General features: G+C 35.4%; 15 protein-coding genes, 9 tRNA genes and 2 pseudogenes. 1 reads left to right on the top strand and 25 read right to left on the bottom strand.

Annotated features, from left to right (window positions below; translation table 11 throughout):
* Window positions 1-15 precede the first annotated feature (15 nt).
* From OEI98_RS03570 to OEI98_RS03490, 17 genes and pseudogenes are all read right to left on the bottom strand, one after another.
* The gene (locus tag OEI98_RS03570; protein ID WP_004397468.1) at window positions 16-1,356 is read right to left on the bottom strand and encodes an ammonium transporter; all 1,341 of its coding nucleotides are present in this window, start codon (window positions 1,354-1,356) and stop codon (window positions 16-18) included.
* 318 nt (window positions 1,357-1,674) lie between these two features.
* Window positions 1,675-3,774 carry a glutamine synthetase III gene (locus OEI98_RS03565; RefSeq protein ID WP_004397469.1) on the bottom strand — a complete coding sequence of 700 codons (2,100 nt, stop codon included), beginning with the start codon at window positions 3,772-3,774 and terminating at the stop codon, window positions 1,675-1,677.
* Between the two features lie 415 nt (window positions 3,775-4,189).
* Window positions 4,190-6,499, bottom strand: coding sequence for a bifunctional diguanylate cyclase/phosphodiesterase (locus OEI98_RS03560; protein WP_004397471.1), 2,310 nt, complete (start codon window positions 6,497-6,499; stop codon window positions 4,190-4,192).
* Between the two features lie 35 nt (window positions 6,500-6,534).
* A complete protein-coding gene (locus OEI98_RS03555; RefSeq protein ID WP_266040552.1) occupies window positions 6,535-7,950 on the bottom strand; it encodes a FapA family protein in 1,416 nt (471 codons plus the stop codon).
* A 1,052-nt stretch (window positions 7,951-9,002) separates the two neighbouring features.
* Window positions 9,003-9,078, bottom strand: a tRNA-Lys gene (locus tag OEI98_RS03550).
* Between the two features lie 38 nt (window positions 9,079-9,116).
* Window positions 9,117-9,193 (bottom strand) — tRNA-Arg (locus OEI98_RS03545).
* 14 nt (window positions 9,194-9,207) lie between these two features.
* A tRNA-Gly gene (locus OEI98_RS03540) sits at window positions 9,208-9,283 on the bottom strand.
* A gap of 7 nt (window positions 9,284-9,290) precedes the next feature.
* Window positions 9,291-9,377 (bottom strand) — tRNA-Leu (locus OEI98_RS03535).
* Window positions 9,378-9,410: 33 nt separating this feature from the next.
* Window positions 9,411-9,486, bottom strand: a tRNA-Lys gene (locus tag OEI98_RS03530).
* A 7-nt stretch (window positions 9,487-9,493) separates the two neighbouring features.
* Window positions 9,494-9,568: transfer RNA gene (locus tag OEI98_RS03525), tRNA-Gln, on the bottom strand.
* 3 nt (window positions 9,569-9,571) lie between these two features.
* Window positions 9,572-9,648 (bottom strand) — tRNA-His (locus tag OEI98_RS03520).
* 11 nt (window positions 9,649-9,659) lie between these two features.
* Window positions 9,660-9,736, bottom strand: a tRNA-Arg gene (locus OEI98_RS03515).
* A gap of 4 nt (window positions 9,737-9,740) precedes the next feature.
* Window positions 9,741-9,814, bottom strand: a tRNA-Gly gene (locus OEI98_RS03510).
* Window positions 9,815-9,990: 176 nt separating this feature from the next.
* On the bottom strand, window positions 9,991-10,491 hold the full coding sequence (locus tag OEI98_RS03505; RefSeq protein WP_003870473.1) for a metallophosphoesterase: 501 nt from the start codon (window positions 10,489-10,491) through the stop codon (window positions 9,991-9,993).
* A gap of 65 nt (window positions 10,492-10,556) precedes the next feature.
* Window positions 10,557-11,086: pseudogene (rdgB, locus tag OEI98_RS03500) on the bottom strand (RdgB/HAM1 family non-canonical purine NTP pyrophosphatase).
* Window positions 11,046-11,831, bottom strand: a complete 786-nt coding sequence (gene rph, locus OEI98_RS03495; RefSeq protein ID WP_003870475.1) for a ribonuclease PH — start codon at window positions 11,829-11,831, stop codon at window positions 11,046-11,048. Before rph ends, rdgB begins: the two are co-directional and overlap by 41 nt.
* Window positions 11,832-11,977: 146 nt before the next feature.
* On the bottom strand, window positions 11,978-13,747 hold the full coding sequence (locus OEI98_RS03490) for an N-acetylmuramoyl-L-alanine amidase (RefSeq protein WP_004405390.1): 1,770 nt from the start codon (window positions 13,745-13,747) through the stop codon (window positions 11,978-11,980).
* 178 nt (window positions 13,748-13,925) lie between these two features.
* On the opposite strand from OEI98_RS03490, the gene OEI98_RS03485 reads away from it, so the two are divergent.
* Window positions 13,926-14,105, top strand: a complete 180-nt coding sequence (locus tag OEI98_RS03485) for a hypothetical protein (protein WP_014062460.1) — start codon at window positions 13,926-13,928, stop codon at window positions 14,103-14,105.
* Window positions 14,106-14,137: 32 nt separating this feature from the next.
* On the opposite strand, the gene OEI98_RS03480 is transcribed toward OEI98_RS03485, so the two are convergent.
* The 8 genes and pseudogenes from OEI98_RS03480 to OEI98_RS03445 form a co-directional block, all read right to left on the bottom strand.
* Window positions 14,138-14,482, bottom strand: coding sequence for a hypothetical protein (locus OEI98_RS03480; RefSeq protein WP_074592620.1), 345 nt, complete (start codon window positions 14,480-14,482; stop codon window positions 14,138-14,140).
* A 219-nt stretch (window positions 14,483-14,701) separates the two neighbouring features.
* Window positions 14,702-14,848 carry a hypothetical protein gene (locus OEI98_RS03475; protein WP_187293631.1) on the bottom strand — a complete coding sequence of 49 codons (147 nt, stop codon included), beginning with the start codon at window positions 14,846-14,848 and terminating at the stop codon, window positions 14,702-14,704.
* Window positions 14,849-14,904: 56 nt separating this feature from the next.
* Entirely contained in the window at window positions 14,905-15,867 is a 963-nt protein-coding gene (locus OEI98_RS03470) for an ABC transporter ATP-binding protein (protein WP_266039618.1), read from the bottom strand.
* A complete protein-coding gene (locus OEI98_RS03465) occupies window positions 15,860-16,891 on the bottom strand; it encodes an ABC transporter ATP-binding protein (RefSeq protein WP_004405396.1) in 1,032 nt (343 codons plus the stop codon). The genes OEI98_RS03470 and OEI98_RS03465 overlap by 8 nt, the downstream gene beginning before the upstream one ends.
* A 12-nt stretch (window positions 16,892-16,903) precedes the next feature.
* Entirely contained in the window at window positions 16,904-17,821 is a 918-nt protein-coding gene (locus tag OEI98_RS03460) for an ABC transporter permease (RefSeq protein ID WP_004405398.1), read from the bottom strand.
* A gap of 2 nt (window positions 17,822-17,823) precedes the next feature.
* Window positions 17,824-18,753: an ABC transporter permease gene (locus tag OEI98_RS03455; protein ID WP_004405400.1), complete on the bottom strand. Its 930-nt coding sequence runs from the start codon at window positions 18,751-18,753 to the stop codon at window positions 17,824-17,826.
* Between the two features lie 106 nt (window positions 18,754-18,859).
* On the bottom strand, window positions 18,860-20,509 hold the full coding sequence (locus tag OEI98_RS03450) for a peptide ABC transporter substrate-binding protein (protein ID WP_004405402.1): 1,650 nt from the start codon (window positions 20,507-20,509) through the stop codon (window positions 18,860-18,862).
* 560 nt (window positions 20,510-21,069) lie between these two features.
* Window positions 21,070-22,720 (bottom strand): annotated as a pseudogene (locus OEI98_RS03445) (peptide ABC transporter substrate-binding protein).
* Window positions 22,721-23,078: the final 358 nt, after the last annotated feature.

Raw genomic sequence — 23,078 nt, 5'->3', positions numbered from 1 at the left:
ATAAAACCACCAAATTTAGTTTACTGCCTCAGACTTCGTTACAAAGTCACCATAAGCTGTAGCACCATGTTCTGCAACGTCCAGACCTTCTACCTCTTCCCCTTCGGAAACTCTCAAACCGACTGTGAGTTTGATTATCGCAAAGAGAATAAACGCTGTCACAGTAGTCCATACAAACGTTGAAGCAACTCCGGCAAGTTGGACCAAAAATTGCTTTATTCCACCACCATAGAACAGTCCTCCTTCTGTTGCAAAAAGCCCAACCATCAATGTTCCAAACGCACCACAAACACCATGCACAGAAATTGCACCAACAGGATCGTCTATTTTGAGCTTTTTATCAATAAACTCAACAGAAACAACTACTAAAATTCCTGCCAGGCCCCCTATTATTGCAGCCCCCCATGTACTCACCGACGCACATCCTGCTGTGATTGCAACAAGCCCAGCTAAAGCACCATTCAGTGTCATGCTAACATCGGGTTTTTTGTACTTTAGCCATGTATAAATCATCGCGAGGGTTGCACCCATTGCAGCTGCTAAATTGGTATTGACAGCAATATCGCCAATTTTGTCACTCATACCTGAAAGTGTTGAACCTGGGTTGAATCCAAACCATCCAAACCATAAAATGAAGGTACCAAGCGCTGCCAATGTTATGCTATGCCCTGGAATCGCATTGACCTTTCCGTCTTTTGTGTATTTCCCTATTCTTGGTCCAAGCATTTTTGCACCAATCAACGCTGCCCAACCGCCAACAGAGTGAACAACAGTAGACCCTGCAAAGTCGATAAATCCTAATTTGCTCAACCATCCTCCTCCCCATGCCCAGTGTCCTACAACTGGATAGATAATGAGTGAAATTACAGCACTATAAATGCAGTAAGCAACAAATTTTGTTCTTTCAGCCATAGCACCAGATACAATTGTTGCGGCTGTTGCTGCAAATACTGTCTGGAAAATTAAAAAGGACATCAAAGGAATTGAAAGCTCTAAATGTTCAAATGAATTACTGAAGAAAAACCCTGAGGTTCCTATAAAGCCACCTGCATCTTTTCCGAACATTATTGCAAATCCTACCAACCAGAACATAACTGAACCAATTGCAAAGTCCATTAGGTTTTTCATAACAATGTTGCTTGCATTCTTTGCTCTTGTGAACCCCGCTTCAACCATTGCAAACCCTGCTTGCATGAAGAACACCAAGAAAGCTGATACAAGTACCCAAACATTGTCAATAGCTGTTGCAACTTTTTCTGGTGTTATTTGGTCTGCTGCTTTTGCAGTGCAAATTCCACTCGTTACTACAAAAATTAAAATCATAAAGCTTAAAAATATTTTCTTTACCTTATCCATTTTTATAAACCTCCTCATAATTGAATTAAGTTTTAAGAAGACTTATAAACCATTAAGTACACCTACTTGCACCCCTCTTTTCAAATTTGAATTGATTTGATGTGATAAAACGATCTACATGTTTTAAAAAGGTTTTTTAGGGAATAATATTTGTTATAGTTTGATAGAAATTTAAGGGTTAATGATTAAAAAAGGCAAAGACAACCTTTTTCTAAAGGCGCCTTTGCCTTTTTTTCTATTTACTTGTTTATTTTAATTACAATTGCTTTTTTCGTTTTATCATTTGTACTTTAAAATATTAATAATCACTATAAAAAGCTAAATATTAAATAACATGTCGGCATATGTTGGTAATGGCCACAATTCTGCATCTACGATGGTTTCGAGTTTATCGCCGATTTCTCTTAAAATGCCCATTTTTGCAAATACTACATCTCTGTAATAGCAAGCCTTGCTATAAGAATCACCATTCATATTTGAAGCTTCATTAACTGCATTTTCAAGTTCAGAGATGTTTTTCTTAAATTCACTCATTAGTGTAGAAACTTCTTCTAATAATTCAGTTTGTGCACTTATATCAGCATTTAGACCTGTTGCTTTTACAGAATTTATTGATTCTGCAATTTTTGTAGCAAAAGTTATTACAGCTGGGAGTATTTGTCGTTTTGCTATGTCTAACATTGTTAAAGCTTCAATATTAATTGTTTTTATATAATTTTCAAGAGAAATCTCATATCGTGATTCAAGTTCAACTTTGCTTAAAACACCGTGTTTTTCCATGAGTTTGACATTCTTCTCTTTAATTAAAGCAGGAATAGCTTCAACTGTTGATCGAATATTTGGAAGTCCTCTTTTTTCTGCCTCTTTTACCCATTCTTCTGAATAACCATTCCCATTAAATATAATTCTTTTGTGCTTCTTTACAATTTCCTTAAGCAACAGTTGCACTTCTTCATCAAAATTTGTGGCCTTTTCCAACCTATCCGCAATCTGGGATAGACTTTCAGCAACAATGGTGTTTAATATAAAATTAGCAGTTGCAATTGATGAAGAAGAACCAACCATTCTAAATTCAAATTTATTTCCTGTAAATGCGAATGGAGATGTTCTGTTTCTATCTGTTGAATCCTTTGGTAGTGCAGGAAGAGTTGATACACCTACTTTTAGTACTCCTCCTTGTTTTGAAGTTGTTGCACCACCATTTTCGATTTGTTCAAGAATATCCGTAAGCTGTTCGCCAAGGAAGACTGATACAATTGCGGGCGGTGCCTCATTAGCACCAAGACGATGGTCATTTCCTGGTGTTGCAGCAGCTACTCTGACCAAATCAGCGTATTCATCGATAGCTTTGATTACAGCACACAGGAATACTAAAAATTGTGCATTTTCGTGGGGTGTATGTCCCGGATCTAAGAGATTTTGACCATCATCGGTGCTCATTGACCAATTAATGTGTTTACCGGAACCATTGACTCCTGCAAAAGGTTTTTCATGCAAAAGGCATACAAGTCCATGTCTTAAAGCAATTTTTTTCATTAGCTCCATTGTTAATTGATTATGATCTGATGCAATATTAGCTGTATTGTATACTGTAGCGAGTTCATGCTGAGCAGGAGCAACTTCATTATGCTTAGTTTTAGCAGGAATTCCTAATTTCCACAATTCTTCATCTAGATCTTTCATAAATGCTGATATTCTTTCTTTGATAGAAGCAAAATAATGATCTTCCATTTCTTGACCTTTTGGTGATTTAGCACCAAATAGAGTTCTTCCTGTAAGTATAAGATCTTTACGCTTATCATACATCTTTTTGTCAATTAAGAAATATTCCTGTTCAGGTCCTACGGTTGTAATAACCTTTTTTGCTGTAGTATTACCAAATAATCTTAATACTCGAAGAGCTTGTTTTGATAAAGCTTCCATAGAACGCAGTAAGGGTATTTTTAAATCTAGCGCTTCGCCTGTATACGAACAGAAAGCGGTGGGGATATATAGCGTATTATCTTTTATAAAAGCGGGCGATGTACAATCCCATGCTGTATATCCTCTTGCTTCAAAGGTAGCCCTTAAACCACCTGATGGAAACGAAGAAGCATCAGGCTCGCCTTTAATTAATTCTTTTCCAGAAAATTCAGTTATTACCCTACCATCTTGAGTAGGAGAAATGAAAGAATCCCGCTTTTCAGCAGTAATTCCAGTTAATGGCTGGAACCAATGAGTAAAATGAGTTGCTCCTTTCTCAATTGCCCAATCTTTCATTGCATTTGCTACAACTTCAGCAACTGCTGGTTCTAATGGAATTCCCTCATCGATTGTTTTTCTTAAAGCTTTGTATGTTGCCTTTGGAAGGCGTTCTCTCATGACAGAATCGTTAAAAACATTTAAACCAAAAATGTCGCTTAGAGTGTTTTGTGCCATAGTAATTTCCTCCTCTTAAATTTTTATAAATTAACATAATAAATTGATAATTAATTAAAATACAAATATTAAAAACAAAACAAAGGCGCCACCTCTAAAATACAGGATGAAACGCCTTTGTTTCATTCACACACTATTAAATTTTCATGTTGATTTTATAATAGCACATTTTTATTTTGATTTCAAGTACTTTTTTATCAAAGATAGTGTCAAGATACTGTAGGATAATTTTTATAAACAACTCCTGAAATATCCTAAATCATGGCTTTCACCGTGTGCTTGTTTCTATTGGTTTTTTATATTATATTTTCATATTTTATTGCCTTAAAAATTTTACTAAACACTCTTAATTTTGCCATCAGCTTTAATCCTTTTCTACTCCATCCCATTTTCTCTTGACTTGTAATATGTCCATTTATATTCTATTTCTCCAAGCATTAAAGATGAAGTAATTGGATTCTTTCTGAACCATTCGAATGGCCTCGTCCGGAGGCAACGGTTTGCTGAAATAATAACCTTGAACTTTGTCGCACCCGCTCTCTATAAGACAATCAAGCTGTTCTTTTGTTTCCACACCTTCGGCAGTTACGCCGAGTTTCATCCTGTGCCCCAAGAAAATAATCGCATCGACAATAGCCTTATTTACCTCTACCTTTATCTCGCTCACAAATGACCTGTCAATTTTCAAACCATCAACCGTAAATTTTTGGAGGTATTTGAAAGAACTATTTTCCGTTCCGAAATCATCTATTATTATTTTGACCCCTACCTCTTTCAAGCGATAAAGGTTTCTAACCACCGTTTCCATTGCTTCTATAAGGATGGTTTCAGTAATCTCCAGTTCCAAATATCTCGGTTCAAGTTCAATCTCGTTTAGTATATCAAACACAACTTTTGCAAAATCAGGCTGCTGCAGCTGATGCACTGAAACATTCACCGAAACATTAAAGCCAGAATACCCCATATTAAGCCATTCTTTCATTTGCCTGCAGGCTGCCCTTAACACCCATTCACCTATAGATATTATTTGTCGTGTCTCTTCAGCAATCGGAATAAAATGAATGGGACTGATCAGTCCTTTTTTAGGATGCTGCCACCTCAACAGTGCCTCCATACTCGTCACTTTACCAGTCCTTATATCAACAAGAGGCTGATAGCACAAAAAGAACTGACCTTTTTCCAAAGCCAACCTTAAATCTCTTCTTATTGTGCTGGCAACTTCGACTTCTTTTCTCGTAATGCTGTCAAAATATTGAAAACCATTTTTTCCATCTCTTTTAGCCCTGTACATTGCTATATCTGCATTTTTGACTATAACTCTTTCATTTTTTCCATGGTCAGGATATATGGCAATACCTATGCTAATAGTGACATGCAATTCATGATTATTGAACTTTATCGGTTGGTTGAAAAGTTCCAATATTCTGTTTGCAACCTTATTCGTATCGTCCATATTAATTATGTCAGGTAACAAAATAACAAACTCATCACCGCCCACTCTGGATACCGTATCTGATTCACGCAGACACGCCTTCAGTTTCTTGGCAATCTTTTTCAATAGCCTGTCACCTATATGATGTCCCAGGGAGTCGTTGATTGTTTTGAAATTATCAAGGTCGACAAAAAACACTGCAAGTTTCTTCCCATTCCTTTTTGCATCTGCCATGGCAATTTTGAGCCTATCCATAAAAATCTCCCGGCGAGGGAGGCCAGTTAAAGGATCATAGAATGCCATGTATTTTAACTTGCTTTCCATCTGTTTCCGCTCAGTAATATCCGTGTGTGACCCTGCCATTCTTATGGCTCTGCCATCTTCATCCCACAATGCCTTTCCCCTGCTTAGAATCCAAATATATCTACCGTCTTTTGTTTTGATCCTGTATTCGCATAAATAAAATGGTGTCTTTTTCTCAAGATGATTACGTAGATTATTAATGACGGTTTTAACATCTCTGGGATGGATGAATTTAGTCCATGTTTCACGGTAGTTGCTTATTACTTCTTTATCAAAGCCAATGATATCCTTCCACCTCTCGGATATGTATGCCGTATCCGTTATCAAATCCCAGTCCCATAGTCCATCGCTTGCTCCTTCAACTACCAATCTGTAGCGTTCTTCACTTCTTTTCAATTCTTCCTGCTGCCTTTGTATTTCAATTAAGTTCTGCCTCAACTCTTCTTCCCGGGCCATAAGTTCTTCATTCATTGCAGAGAGCTCTTCCTGTTGAGCCATCAATTCCTCGTTTAAAGCAACAAGGTTATTATTTGCTTCTTCAAGTCTCCTTTCAGCATTCTTTAGGTCTGTAATGTCTATACCAGTTGAAACAACATACCTGTTTCCTTCATCATCCCAAATAATACTGTTATGCCACATAATATAAATTTGTCTGCCATCCTTCAAAACCATCGGATTTTCACATTTGTAATGAATACCTTTATATCCAATGTCGTCCAAATTTTCTTTTATACGACTTATCGTGTCCCTGGGAATTATTGAACTTACATCTATCCTCTCTGTTTGTTCTTCGACCGCTATACCAATTACAGCCTGGGTATATCTGTTGAACCAAACTACTCTACCATCCAATGCCCAGACTACTATAAGCATCTGCTCGTTTTCAAAAATTCTGCTTAAAAATTCTTCTCTCTTCTGAAGATAAGCAATTGATTTCTTTGATTCTTCAATAAAACTCTTATTTTCCTTCTGACTAGGTAACTTCTCCATTCGCCATTAATTTCTCCTTTCTGGACAACTATTCTTTAAATAATGTCTTCAACGACTTTTTCATCTTTGTCTAAATATAATTTTATTTTTTCACCATTTTTTAATTTGTAGCCTATTTTATCAAAGTATAATTCGACTCCCTCATAGCCGTAAAGGATTTTTACTATTGAATTTTTACTTCCCTTTAATAATACGTAACTGCCGACGCCGTGCGATCCGGCTTCTTTTACAAAGATATTTTTGTCAAATTCGATCGTGCTCATTTTAACCTTACCATTAATGGAAACTGAACCATTTGTAGAAATTTTTGTGTTATAACAACCTGCTTCTGAGGTTATAATTACGTCCTTCATAGCATAAATTTTGCTGTCATGAACCCATTTTGCAAGTATACGCCCCTTGTTTTCATGTTCCTCGGCTAAAATCCTTGATATGAAGAGGATTTTTTCATAAATTTCTTTTAATGAATTCAAATGTTTTATAAGACCAATAATATCGTAATCCAAAATGTTGTTGAGCGTTTTAACGAGACTTTTTAAATACTCCAGAAGATTTTGAAGTACATTTGAACTACGAATCATACTTATTTCTCTTGATGATGTTTTTAACTCTTCTTTTAAGGTTTCGATTAATTTGATTTTCTCGCTTAAATGTCTGGAATTATTCATAACCGTTGGTAGTTCTTTAATATGGACAAAAATTGCCGATAATTTCTCAACAATAAGATTTACGGCGTGAAGTTCTATTTTATCAAAAATGTTTCCTGGTAAAAAACCGGCATGTAACTGGCTATCAACAATTCCGCCATAGATAATAATATTTTGCCCTCCCTGAACTACTGATTCGTAAACTGAACCAAGTATCTGAACATTTCCTGAAGCAATTATTTGATTACCTTTTTCGACATTTCCGTTTATTATAATGTCACCATCGAATGTTACAGACCTTGAATTCTTCGTGATACTTCCTTCGTAAATTAACATGGGAATAGAATTAAATAAATATACAACTTTATCATTTTCGTCTTTTTTATGTACAACCGGTCTTATGTCAGCTATCGCAACTATCTTATCTTCATCTTCTTTAAAAACTATGGAATTACTTAAAATTTTTACTTCAACATCTCTTACAGGCGGTGCATTTATAATTCTACCTCTTACGCTAATTCCATTTTCACCTTTTATGGGTTTATGTAGTTTCCCGATAACATCACCTTTTCTTGCAAAGGGTATACTTGCCATCTTAAATATATCTTCTTCAGAGAGTGTTTCGGTATAAAGAATTCTCGGTTTATCGGTTTTTATAATAAATTCCAGATAACCATCCCTGCCACTTTTATATGGTATTCCTCTTGCTATTACTGCTTCTTTTTTATTTTGGGTATATACGTTAATTAACGCACTTTTATCTACACTTACTATAATTCCGTTCTTACGAAGATCGCTTTCCAGTATATTTAAAAATTCATGAATATCTACATCACCCCAGGAAGAAAAAAGGGTTTTTTTAAGGTTACAATCATTTCATCATCCGAAATTTCTACAATAACCCCCATTTTCTTCAAAATATCACTTAATTCTATTTTCATAAAAACACCCCGCGTGTTAGGCACCCCAATGGATATTAATGGATACTTCATATTCAAAGATATCTTCTACCTCCTTGTAAGCTACAAGCGACTATTATCTATTAACTCCAAAACTTATTATTCTAAAATTGCCATCTTCCGTTGTCCTTATTGTGGTAAAACTCGAAAAATCAAAGCTCGTAGGGAATGTGATATACATAAATGCAAGAACTCTTCTCGCCCTTATTATCTTGATAAATATTTAAAAACAAATTGCATGGGGGTCAAACAATATTGGACTTTGTTTTGTTTGACAAACTCGTCTGCTTTAAGTCAGCCTTATATGCTGTTCTTGGTCATCGGGCCGGGATTTATCATCTAATGTAATTTGGATGATTATTTTCGTTTTTTTTGAGAAAAAGACAATATAAATTTTTTTAGTTGTTTTCAAGTTATAACTTACTTACAAAAGCAAAGATATACAATATAAATAGTTAACTGTTTTGTTTTTTACATTATTATCTGTTAAAGTACTATATTCGACAAAAAAAGCATAATTCCTTCTTAAAAATTTTAAAAAAAAAAATCAGAAAATTGTTTAACCAATTTCACCTAATTGGGTCCTTTGTCAAGAGCTGGGGTAGGTATTTTCTAAATGCCCCCTTTATGTTACCTTTAGATAAGAGGTATTCTTCAAATTTAGTACTTGTATATTGTGACCTCAAATCGCTATGAAGTATAAGCTCTTTTTGAGGTTTCTGAGCATCATAAGCATTATAGTAAGCTCTGTATCCACAGTTTTAGACAAGGAAAAGTTCTAAGCCGGAAGAATAGCAGAAAAAATTAGTGGACCCCAACATAAGGAGAAAATCCTTAACTTCGCATACAAAAAAGGTATCGACATTTTATCGATACCCTTAAACTTCGCATAAATACTGGTGCGCCATCAGGGACTCGAACCCCGGACCCGCTGATTAAGAGTCAGCTGCTCTACCAACTGAGCTAATGGCGCACGTAGAACCGTTGTTATATATTTGGCTTTTTCTTCTCTGGTGCGCCCTGTAGGATTTGAACCCACGACCTCCAGGTTCGAAGCCTGTCACTCTATCCAACTGAGCTAAGGGCGCATACATAATTAAAATGGAGCGGACAACGAGACTCGAACTCGCGACCCTCACCTTGGCAAGGTGATGCTCTACCAACTGAGCTATGTCCGCATCTATATGGTGCGGGAGAAGGGACTTGAACCCATATGCCGCTTTAGGCACTAGAACCTGAATCTAGCGCGTCTGCCAATTCCGCCACTCCCGCACAAATTCAGGCCCTCACTTTTCTCTTTAAAACTGGTGACCCATCCGCGACTCGAACGCGGGACACCCTGCTTAAAAGGCAGGTGCTCTACCTCCTGAGCTAATGGGTCACATAATTGGCTGGGATGGCAGGATTCGAACCTACGAATGCCAGAGTCAAAGTCTGGTGCCTTACCACTTGGCTACATCCCAGCATGGGGTGGATAGTGGGACTTGAACCCACGACCTCCAGAGCCACAATCTGGCGCTCTAACCAACTGAACTATATCCACCGCACAATAAATGGTGCGCCTGGAGAGATTCGAACTCCCGACACACGGCTTAGAAGGCCGTTGCTCTATCCAACTGAGCTACAGGCGCATATTGGAGCGGGTGATGGGAATCGAACCCACGTAACCAGCTTGGAAGGCTGGGGCTCTACCATTGAGCTACACCCGCATGTGTTAACTTACTTGAGATTTCAGAAGAATTTTCCTCGCTTGTTTCTTAATCCGTCTGACATTTTTAGATTATATCAGATGCCTTTATCTTTGTCAACACCTCGTTTTAAAAATTTTTTCTGGATTAAATTGTATAGAAAACATAAGAGGGGTAATTCCCCACTCTTACGTTTTCTATGCTTCTTTTAGCACTGAGACTTCTTCTAAATTCACTAATCTTGGGAATATACCAGTCTTATCAATTGTCACTAATGCTATAGTTTTTTTTGCACCTTCTCTTGGCAAAGAAGGACTGCCTGGATTTAAAAGTAAAATATCTTCATGTTTTGAAATCATAGGGATATGAGTATGCCCAAAAAATACAGCATTTACTCCCAATTCTCTTCCTCTATCTAAAATCGTTTGATACTCGTATTTAACATAATATCTGTGTCCATGAGTTAACAAGATTTTTTGGCCTTCTGTTTCAATTACTTTCTCCAATTCATCTTTTGTAGGGAAATCACAATTCCCTTTAACATACTCTAATGGAATCCCAAACTCTTGAGATAATTGAATAGCATCTGAAGCATTATCTCCTAAATGAATAAGATAATCTATTCCTTTAAGCTCCCGCAATTTTTTTCTAACCAGCGCAAATATACCATGTGTGTCGCTAATAACTGCTAAAACCATTTATTTTTCCTCCAGACGTTTTAAAATATAATTTTTTAACTTCATAAGAGCATCAGCTCTATGACTTATCTTATTTTTTCTTCCATAGTAAGTTCTGCCAAACTCTTTTCTAAATTATCGACATAAAAAACTGGGTCATATCCAAAACCATTTTTGCCTCGAGGATGATCTAAAATGTGCCCTTCTAATTTACCTTCTAATAAAGTTTCTTTTTCCCTTTCTACCACTGCTATTACTGTCTTAAAATAAGCTTTTCTTTTTCGTAAGGAACGCCCTCTAATAGTTTTAATAATTTTTTGTTGTTATCTTCATAGGTAGCATTTTCACCAGCAAATCTTGCTGAATATACTCCAGGTTGTCCATTTAAATGCTCCACAAACAATCCTGTATCGTCAGCTATAACAATTCCATCAACCTTTTCTTTTAAAAAGCGAGCCTTGATAAGAGCATTTTCTTCAATCGTATTTCCTGTCTCTTCTATGTCTTCTTTTATACCCAAGTCTGCCATAGAATAAATTTCAACAGGATAGCCTTTAAAAAAATTTTTTATTTCTTCAGTTTTGTGAGGATTGTGGGTTGCTATTATTATTTTCAACTGAATCAACTCCTATTTTATCTACAATATCTGAAAGAACTTCTTTTTGAATTTTGATAATCTGTTCAATCCCATATTCTGCAAGGCTTAAAAGGTCTGTCAAATTCTGCTTTGTAAATGGTCCACCTTCACCTGTTCCCTGTATTTCTACAATTTCTCCTTTGTCTGTCATAACTACATTCATATCTACTAATGCATTCGAATCTTCTTGAAAGGATAAATCTAAAAGCTCATTTCCCTCCACAATTCCTACACTTACAGCCGCAACAAAACCTTTCAAAGGAATCTTAGGGATGTCACCTTTTTCTACCAATTTGTTAAGTGCATCTGCCAATGCTATAAATGAGCCTGTAATAGAAGCTGTTCTTGTACCCCCATCTGCTTGTATAACATCGCAATCTATCCATATAGTCTTTTCTCCTAACACATCCAAATCCACTACAGACCTTAAAGAACGGCCTATAAGCCGCTGTATTTCCATAGTCCTTCCACTAGGTCTTCCTTTAGTTACTTCTCTTGGATTCCTTGTTTCAGTTGCTCTTGGCAACATACCATACTCACTGGTTATCCAACCCTTACCTGTACCTTTTTGAAATGGAGGTACCTTATCCTCAATGGATGCAGTGCAAATGACTTTTGTGTTTCCCATCTCAATTAGCACTGAACCTTCAGCAAACTTATTAAAATTTCTCGTAATTTTTATAGGTCTCAGTTCATTAAATTCTCTTCCATCAATCCTGTTCATTTCTTCAACCCTTTCATTTAATAAAAATAGTTTAAAGTTAATTTATTCTGCTTTATTGTTTTTATCGCTCAATATTATTTTAAAACCTTTATTAATATTTTACAAGAACATAAAGACAAAAAAATCTGGTTTAAAAACCAGATAAATTATGGATTGCTATTTGTATTATTTGTATCATATACAGAATTAGAAACAGTTGCAGAGATAGATCCCTCTTTTAATTTTTTAAAATATTCTACAATGCCATTATATATTCCTTGAGCTACTTTCCATTGGAAGGCATCGTCCTGAAGCAAAGCTGCATCATCAGGATTGGTTATAAAAGCTGTTTCGATAAGTATTGCCGGCATTTTTGTTTTGTTTAACACTGACAAATTAGGCCCTTCTTTAAGCCCTCTGTCTACAGTGTTTATCTCTTTCATTAAGTTGTCATGGATGATTTGAGCAAAAGTCTTGTTGTCTCTTGTGTCTCCCTTGTATCCATTTGGATAATACCATATTTCTGTGCCTTTAGGAGTTGGAGTCCCAAAAGCATTGGTGTGTATACTTATAAATACGTCAGCTCCCGCATTGTTCGCTTCTTGTGACCTAGTAACAAGGTCTATAAATACATCAGAATCTCTAGACATCGTAGTTCTAAATCCACCTTTTGTGAGAAGGCTATTTAGCTTAAGAGCAATCCCTAAAACTACATCAGATTCTCTTAAACCACCTACTCCTATCGCACCAGGGTCACTTCCACCATGGCCAGGATCTATGTAAATAAGAGGCATTTCATTCGGCTGAGACTTCAAGACCAACATTATAATGTTTTTATCGAGTATTTTTACAGAATAATCCGCTTTCCCAGTAGTATCTGCCACCACTCTCACTGTATCGTTGTTATACTGTGAATACCTTATAGCCGTTATAACATTTCCTTGCACTGGTATCTGACCAGCTTTACTTCCATCTGGCATTTTAAGAATAGCATCTGATATGTCAACAACTATCTTATTATCTCCAACTTTTTGAGTATTAAACTGCTCTGCATCGCAATTGATTATAACTTTATCATAATCACCTTCTTTTGCAAAACTTATTCCTGTTACATAGCTTGTACCAACATCAAATGAAATAGTTAAATTGGTACTATCCTGCGATTTGGTAATATTATAAGGGACTACATCTGTTAAATATATCACTGCCCGCACTTTAGGGACAGGTTGTGTTTGGTTCTGTGCAATTACTGCATTTACAAGACTTTTCTTATTAATTGGTATATCTATTCTTCCTTTGTCCCATATGGCATTTTCTATGTCCACATAAATTCTAATATTCCCTGGATCTTCTATAACTCCTTGACTATACTTTATGGGACTATCCGCTGTGATATTTACGGAAAATACGCCGTTATTATAACTTGTAGTAAAGCTAGTTATATTTGCAATTTTAGGTGGAGAGGCGGCATTTATTTGGTAATTTTTTTGGTCCCATTCTACTTTGTAGCCAAAAGTTTCAAACAAAAACCTAAAAGGAATATATGTATATCCTTCGTTGCCAATTCCTATTATTCGCGCAGGAGCTACTAACTTAACTTCTTTACCATCAACTAAGGCAACGTCACTTCCAATAGTCAGTCTAACAGTTTTATCTTTTGTTATAGTAACAGATTTAGTTTTGTCATCCCACTCTACTTTAGCTCCGAATCCTTTTTCCGAGATTACTCTCACAGGAATTAATGTACTGTCTTTTAAAATCAAAGGCGGGGTATTTCCAGTGTCGAAATTTTGGCCAGCTACTTTAATTGTGATATCTGGAACATTGTAATAAAAAGGCTTTCCATCTACTAAAATAGTGTTCTTATATGCAAAAGCCATACTATATGAGGCTAAAATTGCTACAACCATTGCAACAAATAATGCTATTTTTTTCACTAAAAGCCCCCTTTTTGTGAAAAAATTCGACTTTAAATATATCATAATACATTAATATTACAAAATGATTACAAACTCATTACAATTTCTTAACTTTATTAGTAATTACATATATTGTATCGGTTAAATGGATTAGTTTTTTGAGTTTTAGGAAAAATAAAAAAGGGAGGTGGTACCTGTGACTAATATAAATTGCACAGCCGATTGTATTTATCAAAAAGAAGGAAAATGCACTTTATCTGACCTCTCACAAATGATAAAGAACAATAGTTTTGTTGATGATAATTACAATAAAGACAATTTAAATAGTGAAAACATGAAAATAAATTGTGCTTATTATGTTCCAGTAAAAAAATAGCAGCAACATAGCTGCTAAAAAATCCTATTTTATTAAAAAAGGCGCATAGAATAAATTGTAAATAAAGCATCAACAATTACAAGGAAAGTAAAAGCTGCAAAATTAGAATTAAATTTCTTCTCTCCAAAATACATTTTGACAAAAACAAATGACAAAAGCACTGTCAATATAGGTATGAGTTTTAAGTTATACGGGAAAGAAGCTTCAATCATACTCATTTTTATAGGCTGAGGTGGATATAATAAATATTTCCCAACACCATATAAAGACATTCCTATGTAAAAGGAATTAATCGACTTATTTTTGAATTTCTTGGGTCCAAAAAACATGACAAATAAAAACCACTCATAAGCTGGTAATGAAACTGAAAATATCATAATAAATCCCAAAAGCAAAGCAGCAGAAAGAGAAAAAACTGAAAAACTTAAAGCATTTTGTAAATCTAAGCTACGTACACCGCTTACCTAAAGAAGGTAAATGGGCTTCTGAGCCATATATATTAAATACTCCCAAGGGATTGTTTTTATCCTGGATAGAAACGGGTAGTTTTTCCAAGTATTTAATATTGCCATCCCAAAAAAGATGAGAAGGCATATTTAAGTTTTTTCACCAATAGCTAAATCTCTGCTCCACATATCAGAAGGATTGCTTGCAAAAATCTTTAGATATTCATAAAAATGATAAAAAATTATAGCAATTGAAACTATTATAATTAATAAAGCTGCTAAAAACCTTTTACTCATTTTACCCCTTCTTTTTTAAAATTTATGTAAAAAAGGCACCCACTGCGAGTGCCTTTTTATTTATTGAAAAGATGGCAAGCAACAAAATGGCTGCTACCTACTTCTTTAAGGGATGGAGTTTGTTCTTTACAAATATCCATCGCATATTTGCATCTCGTTCTAAATCTACAACCAGATGGTGGATTTATTGGGCTTGGCACATCACCTTCAAGTATTATCCTTTCTCTTTTTCTCTCTACTTTAGGGTCAGGTATAGGTACAGCTGACAAAAGTGCCTGAGTATAAGGATGGAGGGGATTAGAGTAAAGCTCGGCGCTACTAGTCATTTCCACAATCATTCCTAAATACATTACAGCAACCTTATCACTTATATGCCTTACCATACTCAAGTCATAAGCAATAAATAAGTAGGTAAGGCCTTTTTCTTGTTGCAAATTCATCAAAAGATTTACAATCTGAGCTTGTATAGAAACGTCTAAAGCAGATATAGGCTCGTCAGCTATAATAAATTCTGGCTCTATAGCCATTGCCCTCGCTATACCAATTCTTTGTCTCTGACCACCTGAAAATTCGTGAGGAAATCTATTAGCGTGTTCTCTATTTAGCCCTACCATCTCTAAAAGTTGATATATTCTTTCCATTCTTTCTTTTCCAGTATATAACCCATGAATGTCAATTCCTTCACCAATGATATCCCCAACCGTCATACGGGGATTTAAAGAGGCATAGGGGTCTTGGAAAATCATTTGCGCTCTTCGGGCAAATTTCTTTCTTCCTTCGTAAGTTAGATGGTTAACTTTTTCTCCATCGAATATTATTTCTCCTGCCGTTGGCTCATATAATCCTATTATCGTACGACCTGTAGTAGATTTACCACACCCCGACTCTCCCACCAAACCTAACGTTTCTCCTTTTTTAATGGTAAAGCTTACATCATCTACAGCTTTTAAAATACCGCCACTAACTTGAAAATATTTTTTTAAATTTTTAACTTCTAATAAAACCTTGTTATCACTCATCTGCTGCTACCCCCATTTCGAACGGATTGGTAACTTTGGGAGCATAGGGGTGCTTAAGCCAACAAGCAACTTGATGAGTCTCTGATTCTCTAGTCACCTCTGGCGGAGCTTCATAGCATATTTTCATAGCGTAGTCACATCTTGCTGCAAAAGGGCAACCAACAGGTGGTGCAAATAAATCAGGTGGCGTACCAATTATAGGTACAAGTCTTTCCTTGTTTTTGGCATCTAATCGTGGAACAGACCTCAACAATCCCCACGTATAAGGATGCTGGGGATGATAGAATATCTCATCTAAAGTTCCTCTTTCTACAATTTTTCCTGCATACATTACCACAACTCTATCAGCTATATCAGCAACAACTCCAAGGTCATGAGTAATGATAATTATTGAAGTATTAAACTGTTTTTGCAAATCCTTCATCAAATCTAAAATCTGGGCTTGTATTGTAACGTCTAAGGCTGTAGTAGGTTCGTCTGCAATTAATAATTTAGGTCTACAAGCAAGGGCAATAGCAATCATCGCCCTCTGTCTCATGCCGCCCGAAAATTCATGAGGATATTGATGAATTCTCTTTTCAGCATTAGGGATGCCGACAATATCTAACATTTCTTTAGCCCTTTTCATAGCCTCTGATCTAGTCACATCTTCATGTTTTAAAATTACTTCAGCAATTTGATTCCCTATTGTCATTGTAGGGTTTAAAGAAGTCATAGGATCTTGGAATATCATACCAATTTTTGAACCTCTTATTGATTGCATCTCTTTATCCGTATAGTTAGTTATATCTTTTCCGTCAAATATAATTTTTCCACCTTTTAATCTTCCTGGAGGTTCAGGGTTTAGTTTCATTACAGCATGCATTGTAACAGACTTACCACAGCCAGATTCTCCAACAATCGCTAACGCTTCTCCTTTATACACTTCAAAGCTTACGCCTCTTACTGCTTTAACCTCCCCGGCATATGTGTCAAAAGAGTATTCCAGATCTTTTACTTCTAACAATACTTCCTTTTTTTCCATGTCAATTCCTCCTTATTTGCGCAACCTTGGGTCCAAAGCATCTCTTAAACCATCACCTAATAAGTTGAAAGAGAGCATTGTCATACTTATGAAAAATGCCGGGAAGAACAACTGATATGGGTACATCAAAAGAACATTGGTAGCATCATTAGCTAAAGTTCCCCAACTTGCTAAAGGAGGCTGCACGCCAAGGCCTATATAACTTAAGAATGCTTCTGTAAAAATTGCCGCAGGAACGTCAAAAGTTATAGAAACTATTATTGGACCTAAAGTGTTTGGGATTAAGTGTTTTAAAATTATTCTTGCAGGAGAAGCACCTAAAGTCTTTGCTGCTAACACAAATTCCTGCTCTTTTAATTGCAAAACCTGTCCTCTTACAAGCCTTGCCATTCCAACCCAACCTGTTATAACCATTGCAGTAATTATAGTAACAATGCCAGGTCCCATAACAAGCATAAGCAAGATAACTAATATGAGATAGGGTATTCCATACAAAATATCCACAATACGCATCATAACATTGTCAACTTGTCCTCCAAAGTATCCTGAAATTCCCCCGTAAATTACACCAATGATGCCATCCAGTAAAGCCGCTGCAATACCTATAGTAAGGGATATTCTCGCTCCCATCCACGTCCTCACAAATAAGTCCCTGCCAAGATAATCCGTACCAAACCAATGCTCAGCAGATGGTGGTTTGTTTGTCATCATAAGGTTTTGGTCAGAATATTTGTAAGGTAGCATATAAGGACCTATAATCGCCATTATGCCCAATAAGATAAGAAACACCAAAGATGCCATTGCAACTTTATTCATTTTAAGCCTTCTCCATGCATCTTGCCAATAAGTCATACTGGGACGTACAATCGCTTGGCTTTCTTCAATATTGGGCCCTACTCTTTCAAATTTCTCTCTTGTAATTTCAACCACCGTTATTTACCTCCCTTAGCAAGTCTTATTCTTGGATCAATTAAACCGTATGTTATATCTACAAGGAATACTAGGAATACAAGGATAGCACTGTAGAAAATAGTCGTTCCCAATATCATAGTATAGTCGTTGTTATATATACTCTGCACAAAATATTTACCAAGACCTGGTATGCCAAATATTCTTTCAACGACAAAAGTACCTGTAACGATTCCTGCAATCAATGGTCCCAATACCGTTATTACTGGCAAAATGGCATTTCTTATCATATGCCTCCAAATAATCTCAAAAGAAGAAAGCCCTTTTGATTTAGCAGTCTTTATATAGTCCTGTCCAATTACATCAAGCATACTTGCCCTCATTAAACGAGAAATTATTGACAATGAAGCAAAAGAAAGCGCTATTGAAGGAAGTATAGTATGAGCAAAAGTTCCCCATCCTGACACAGGAAGCCATCTTAATTTTGAAGCTATCCAATACTGCAACAATGTAGCAATAATAAAATTAGGGACAGACCTTCCTATAATAGCCAAAATCATTGAAACATAATCCCAAAAGCCATTTCTGTTTAATGCCGCCACAATTCCAAGAATCAATCCCAAAAATACTCCTAGGATTATCGATTGCATTCCTATTTGAAAAGAGGCTGGAAAACCGTTTGCTATAATTTCATTTACCGTTCTGTTCAAATATTTTAATGAAATGCCTAAATCGCCATGTAACAAATTTTTTAGGTAATATCCATATTGGACAATTAAAGGTTTATCCAAGTGATACTTAGCCAGCATGTTTTGCCTTATCTGCTCTGGGACTCTTTTTTCGCTTGTAAAAGGATCCCCAGGAATCATGTGCATTAAGAAAAATGTTAAAGTGACAATGACCCACAAAGTTATAATCATATATATTGTTCGTTCTAAAGTATATCTTAGCAAATTTTTACACCTCCAATGGCGTTTGATGTAAATATACAGCGAATATATATGGCCTATGCCATATATATTCGCATTTATTCTAAATCATTCTTTCTTTAATTTTTATTTATTTTCCCTCAATGTAAGTCCATTTCATCTCCCAATCAGGGCCAAATGTTGGGAAGTAAAGATTCTTTACATACGGTTTTACCACATATGCCCTTGCTTGGAACCACAATGGACCAATTGGCATATCTTCCATTAAGATTTTTTCTGCTTGAATCATTTCTTCATTTCTTGCTTTTAAGTCACCATTTACTTTTGCTTCTTCTATGAGTTTATCGTAATTTGGATTGCTGTAGAAAGCTGTGTTATTACCATTGTTTGTCTCCCACATATCGAGGAAGGTCATTGGATCGTTGTAGTCAGCCCCCCAACCAGCAAGAACTATTTGATAATCTCCTTTGTCCATCATGTCAAGTCTTACTTTAAATGCTACGCTTTGAATCTCAACTTGCACTCCAAGAGCTTGATTCCACATTTGTTGTAAAGCTACAGCGTATTTTTTAGCAGTATCTGTATCACCCGTTAAGAACTTAATGTTAGGGAGTTTGCTAAGGCCAAGCTCTTGTAAGCCTTTTTGCAAGTATTCTTTTGCTTGTGCCACATCATTGTCTTTGAAATATCCTGGTCCAGCTTCACTCCTAAAATCTCCGTTGTAACCAGGAATTCCAGGCGGAACAATGGCTTCTGCTGGTATAGAACCATTTTTAGCAACTTCTTTTACAAAAAGCTCTCTATTTATTGAAAGAGTAAATGCCTTTCTTATATTAGCATTTTTAAATATTTTATCTTTATTATTGAATTGCAAATACCAAACAGTCGCAAGTGCATAGTTGTGATATTCAGGTGAATCTTTATATTTATCTATATAGTCTCCAGGAATAAAGATAGAATCAAGAGCTCCCGTATCATAGTTTTGCACCAGAGAGTTATTGTCCTTTATCATACTGAAATTAATTGTTTGAAGTTTTACATTATCTTTATCCCAATAATATGGGTTTTTTTCAAGGACAATGTTTTGTTCATGGTTCCATTCTTTTACTATAAATGGGCCACTGTATACCATAGTGTTGGGATCAGAGCCAACTTTATCTCCATATTTTTCATATATTGCTTTTTCAAGAGGCATATAAGTTACAAAAGAAGTCAATCCTAAAAATTGAGGTGCTGGTGCTTTTAAAGTAACTTGCAAAGTCTTATCATCTAAAGCCTTAACCCCTACTTGGTCAGCACTGCCTTTGCCAGAGTTATATTCTTCTGCCCCCTTAATATAATACAACTGATAAGCATATTGAGAACCTGTATTAGGGTCAAGAGCTCTTTTCCACGCATATTCAAAGTCATAAGCTGTTATAGGATTGCCGTCACTCCATTTAGCATCTCTTAAATAGAAGGTATAGGTAAGCCCATCCTCTGATATTGTCCAATCTTTTGCAAGGCCTGAACCTTTCTCAATCTTTCCGTCTTTGTTGTATCTTACAAGTCCTTCTAGCACGTCATTTAAAATTGTAATAGAAACTTCATCTGTAGCTTTTTGAGGGTCCAGAGTTGGTGGTTCATCACCTAAATTTAAATTCAAAACTTGTTCACTCTGAGTATTTGTAGAAGTTGTACTCGTAGCAGTTTTACTTTGACCACTGCAACCTGCCAATAGTGCGCTTAAGACTAATACTAGAGAAAGCAATGTTACTATAATTCTTTTGTGTTTCAACATTTACATCTCCTCCTATTTTCTGTAAAATAAAATTTAAAACAACTTGACCCCCCCAAAATATAAAAAGCGCTTTTTATCTCTCTTTACTTCACCTCCTTAGTGAAGTGGGCATTTGAAAATTGTATATTGCTTATAAATGATATATACATTTTATATCATTTGGCGATGATAATCAATATACAAATTTAAACACTCGAGAAAAGCTTTTCTTTATATATTTATATAATTAGACAAAAATTTAAAAAATCCTTCAATTTTGTTTAATGTTTAAAATTTTTTTGTAAACATTATATCAAAATTTAAATGCGTAAACAAAATTACGATTTTTATTCAATTTTATTACATTAAAGTTTTATATAATTAAATTCATCCCCTCCTGCCTTAATTATTATCCACCTTAATCTTTTTTAAATCAAGCAAATTATTTGTATATTTTAAACTTTTTGTTTAATTGTATTATAAGTATGTTTATTCTTAATATTTAAATTTACCGTTAAATTGTAAAGACCAGGCCCTTCAAGACCTGGTCTTTATGCCTTTTTTGTCAATTGTATTTTCCTTTATTTATTCTTTCCCTCAATATATGTCCATTTCCATTCGTTGTCAACACCAACTGGGAATCTTACCCAATCCTTTACATATGGTCTTTGCAGATAAGCTCTTCCTGCAAAGTAAAGCGGACCAATTGGCATGTCTTCCATCAATATTTTTTCTGCTTCATGCATTGCTTGCATTCTAACTGCATTGTCATTTGTAGAGTTAGCCTTTTTTATGAGTTCATCGTACTTCGGATTGCTGTAGAAGGCTGTGTTGTTTCCACCACCTGTTACCCAAAGGTCCATAAACGTCATTGGATCATTGTAGTCAGCCGCCCAACCAGCGTATACTATGTCATAATCTCCTTTGTCCATCATATCAAGTCTCACTTTAAACGCGACATTTACAATATCAACACTTACACCCAAGTTTTTGTTCCAGAATTCCTGCAATGCCTGTGTATGCTTTTTAGCAGCGTCACTATCTCCACCTACAAATTTTATCTTTGGAAGCTTGTCGATTCCCAATTCTTGCATTCCTTTTGCAAGAAGCTCTTTTGCCTTAGCTACATCATTGTCTTTAAAGAAATCTCCGCCTTCTTTTCTAAACTCTTCTTTTTCACCAGGTATTCCTGGTGGAACAAATGAAAGAGCAGGTATTGAACCATTCTTGAGGATGTTATCCACAAAAGCTTTTCTATCTACTGCATATGTGAAAGCTTTTCTCATGTTAACATTTGAGAATATTTTGCTCTTATTATTGAATTGTAAATACCACGTTGTAGCCGTTGCCATTTGATGGAAATTTGGATCGTCTTTGTATTTGTCAATATATTGTCCTGGTACACCTATACTATCATATTCTCCTGCTTCGTATTTTTGAACAATGGCATTTTCATCTTTTAACATATCCATATTTATTCTTTCCAGCTTTACATTGTCTTTATCCCAGTAATTTGGATTTTTTTCAAGAACAATGTTTTGTTCATGGTTCCATTCTTTTACTATGAATGGCCCGGAATAAACCATTGTATCTGGTGAGGAACCATATTTGTCTCCATATTTTTCAACAGCAGCTTTTTGTGCTGGCAAATATGTGATAAAAGATGTTAACCCTAAAAATTGAGGAGCTGGTTTTTCAAGGATGACTTCCAATGTTTTATCATCAAGGGCTTTTACTCCCACATCTTCAGCTTTTGCTTTGCCACTATTATATGCCTCAGCATTTTTAATGTAGTAAAGCATATATGCGTACTGTGAAGCTGTTTCTGGAGCAAGGGCTCTCTTCCACGTATTCAAAGTCATGAGCAGTTATAGGAGTGCCATCACTCCATTTAGCATCTCTTAGATGGAAAACATATCTCAATCCATCATCTGAAATCTCCCAATCCAAAGCAAGTCCAGAACCTTTTTCCACTCTGCCATCTTTATTTAGTCTAACTAGACCTTCTAATGTAGCATTCAAAATATCAAAAGACACAGTATCTGTCGCCAGTTGTGGGTCAAGGTTTGGTGGTTCTTCCCCTAAGTTAATATTCAATACTTGTTCATCTGCAGGTTGAGATTCAGAAGATTTATCAGTTGGAGACGTTGATTGTTTTGAACATCCTACAAAAAGCACCGAAGATAAAATAAATAAAACAGCTAATGCTAATACTAAAATTCTTTTTCTCATCAAAAACCCCCTCTTATTAACATTTTTTTAAAATTTCATCTCTCTTACCTTCTATTACAATTTCATGCCTCACCTCCCCCTTAGCCCTTATAAAAATTATCAGTAAAATTAAAATTATTTTTCTTGTCTACAATTATATATATTAGATAAAATCTACAAAATTCCTCCTAAAATTTTATGAATTTTTTATTATTCTAATTGCAAATCCAAAAGAATAAAATATTATTTGACTATTCACTAATTAACAAAAAAATTTAACCCCTTCAACAATTAATCAATTTGTTTAGTAAAAATAAAATACGGACAAATCCAGCAAATAAGCAATATTTCAGCAATCTCGAGAAAAAACAGCTTTACA

It is taken from the genome of Thermoanaerobacter sp. RKWS2, assembly GCF_026240795.1.
Lineage (GTDB): Bacteria > Bacillota > Thermoanaerobacteria > Thermoanaerobacterales > Thermoanaerobacteraceae > Thermoanaerobacter > Thermoanaerobacter ethanolicus.
The sequence above is the reverse complement of the archived record's forward strand: the minus strand, read 5'-3'. Positions and strand labels throughout refer to the sequence as shown.

Coding starts and splice junctions, on each gene's coding strand:
- OEI98_RS03450 (WP_004405402.1), bottom strand. CDS start 20,509: ATGTTGAAACACAAAAGAATTATAGTAACATTGCTTTCTCTAGTATTA.
- OEI98_RS03475 (WP_187293631.1), bottom strand. CDS start 14,848: ATGAGTAAAAGGTTTTTAGCAGCTTTATTAATTATAATAGTTTCAATT.
- OEI98_RS03565 (WP_004397469.1), bottom strand. CDS start 3,774: ATGGCACAAAACACTCTAAGCGACATTTTTGGTTTAAATGTTTTTAAC.
- OEI98_RS03465 (WP_004405396.1), bottom strand. CDS start 16,891: ATGGAAAAAAAGGAAGTATTGTTAGAAGTAAAAGATCTGGAATACTCT.
- OEI98_RS03480 (WP_074592620.1), bottom strand. CDS start 14,482: ATGATATTTTCAGTTTCATTACCAGCTTATGAGTGGTTTTTATTTGTC.
- rph (WP_003870475.1), bottom strand. CDS start 11,831: ATGAACAGGATTGATGGAAGAGAATTTAATGAACTGAGACCTATAAAA.
- OEI98_RS03470 (WP_266039618.1), bottom strand. CDS start 15,867: ATGAGTGATAACAAGGTTTTATTAGAAGTTAAAAATTTAAAAAAATAT.
- OEI98_RS03570 (WP_004397468.1), bottom strand. CDS start 1,356: ATGGATAAGGTAAAGAAAATATTTTTAAGCTTTATGATTTTAATTTTT.
- OEI98_RS03505 (WP_003870473.1), bottom strand. CDS start 10,491: ATGGTTTTAGCAGTTATTAGCGACACACATGGTATATTTGCGCTGGTT.
- OEI98_RS03560 (WP_004397471.1), bottom strand. CDS start 6,499: ATGGAGAAGTTACCTAGTCAGAAGGAAAATAAGAGTTTTATTGAAGAA.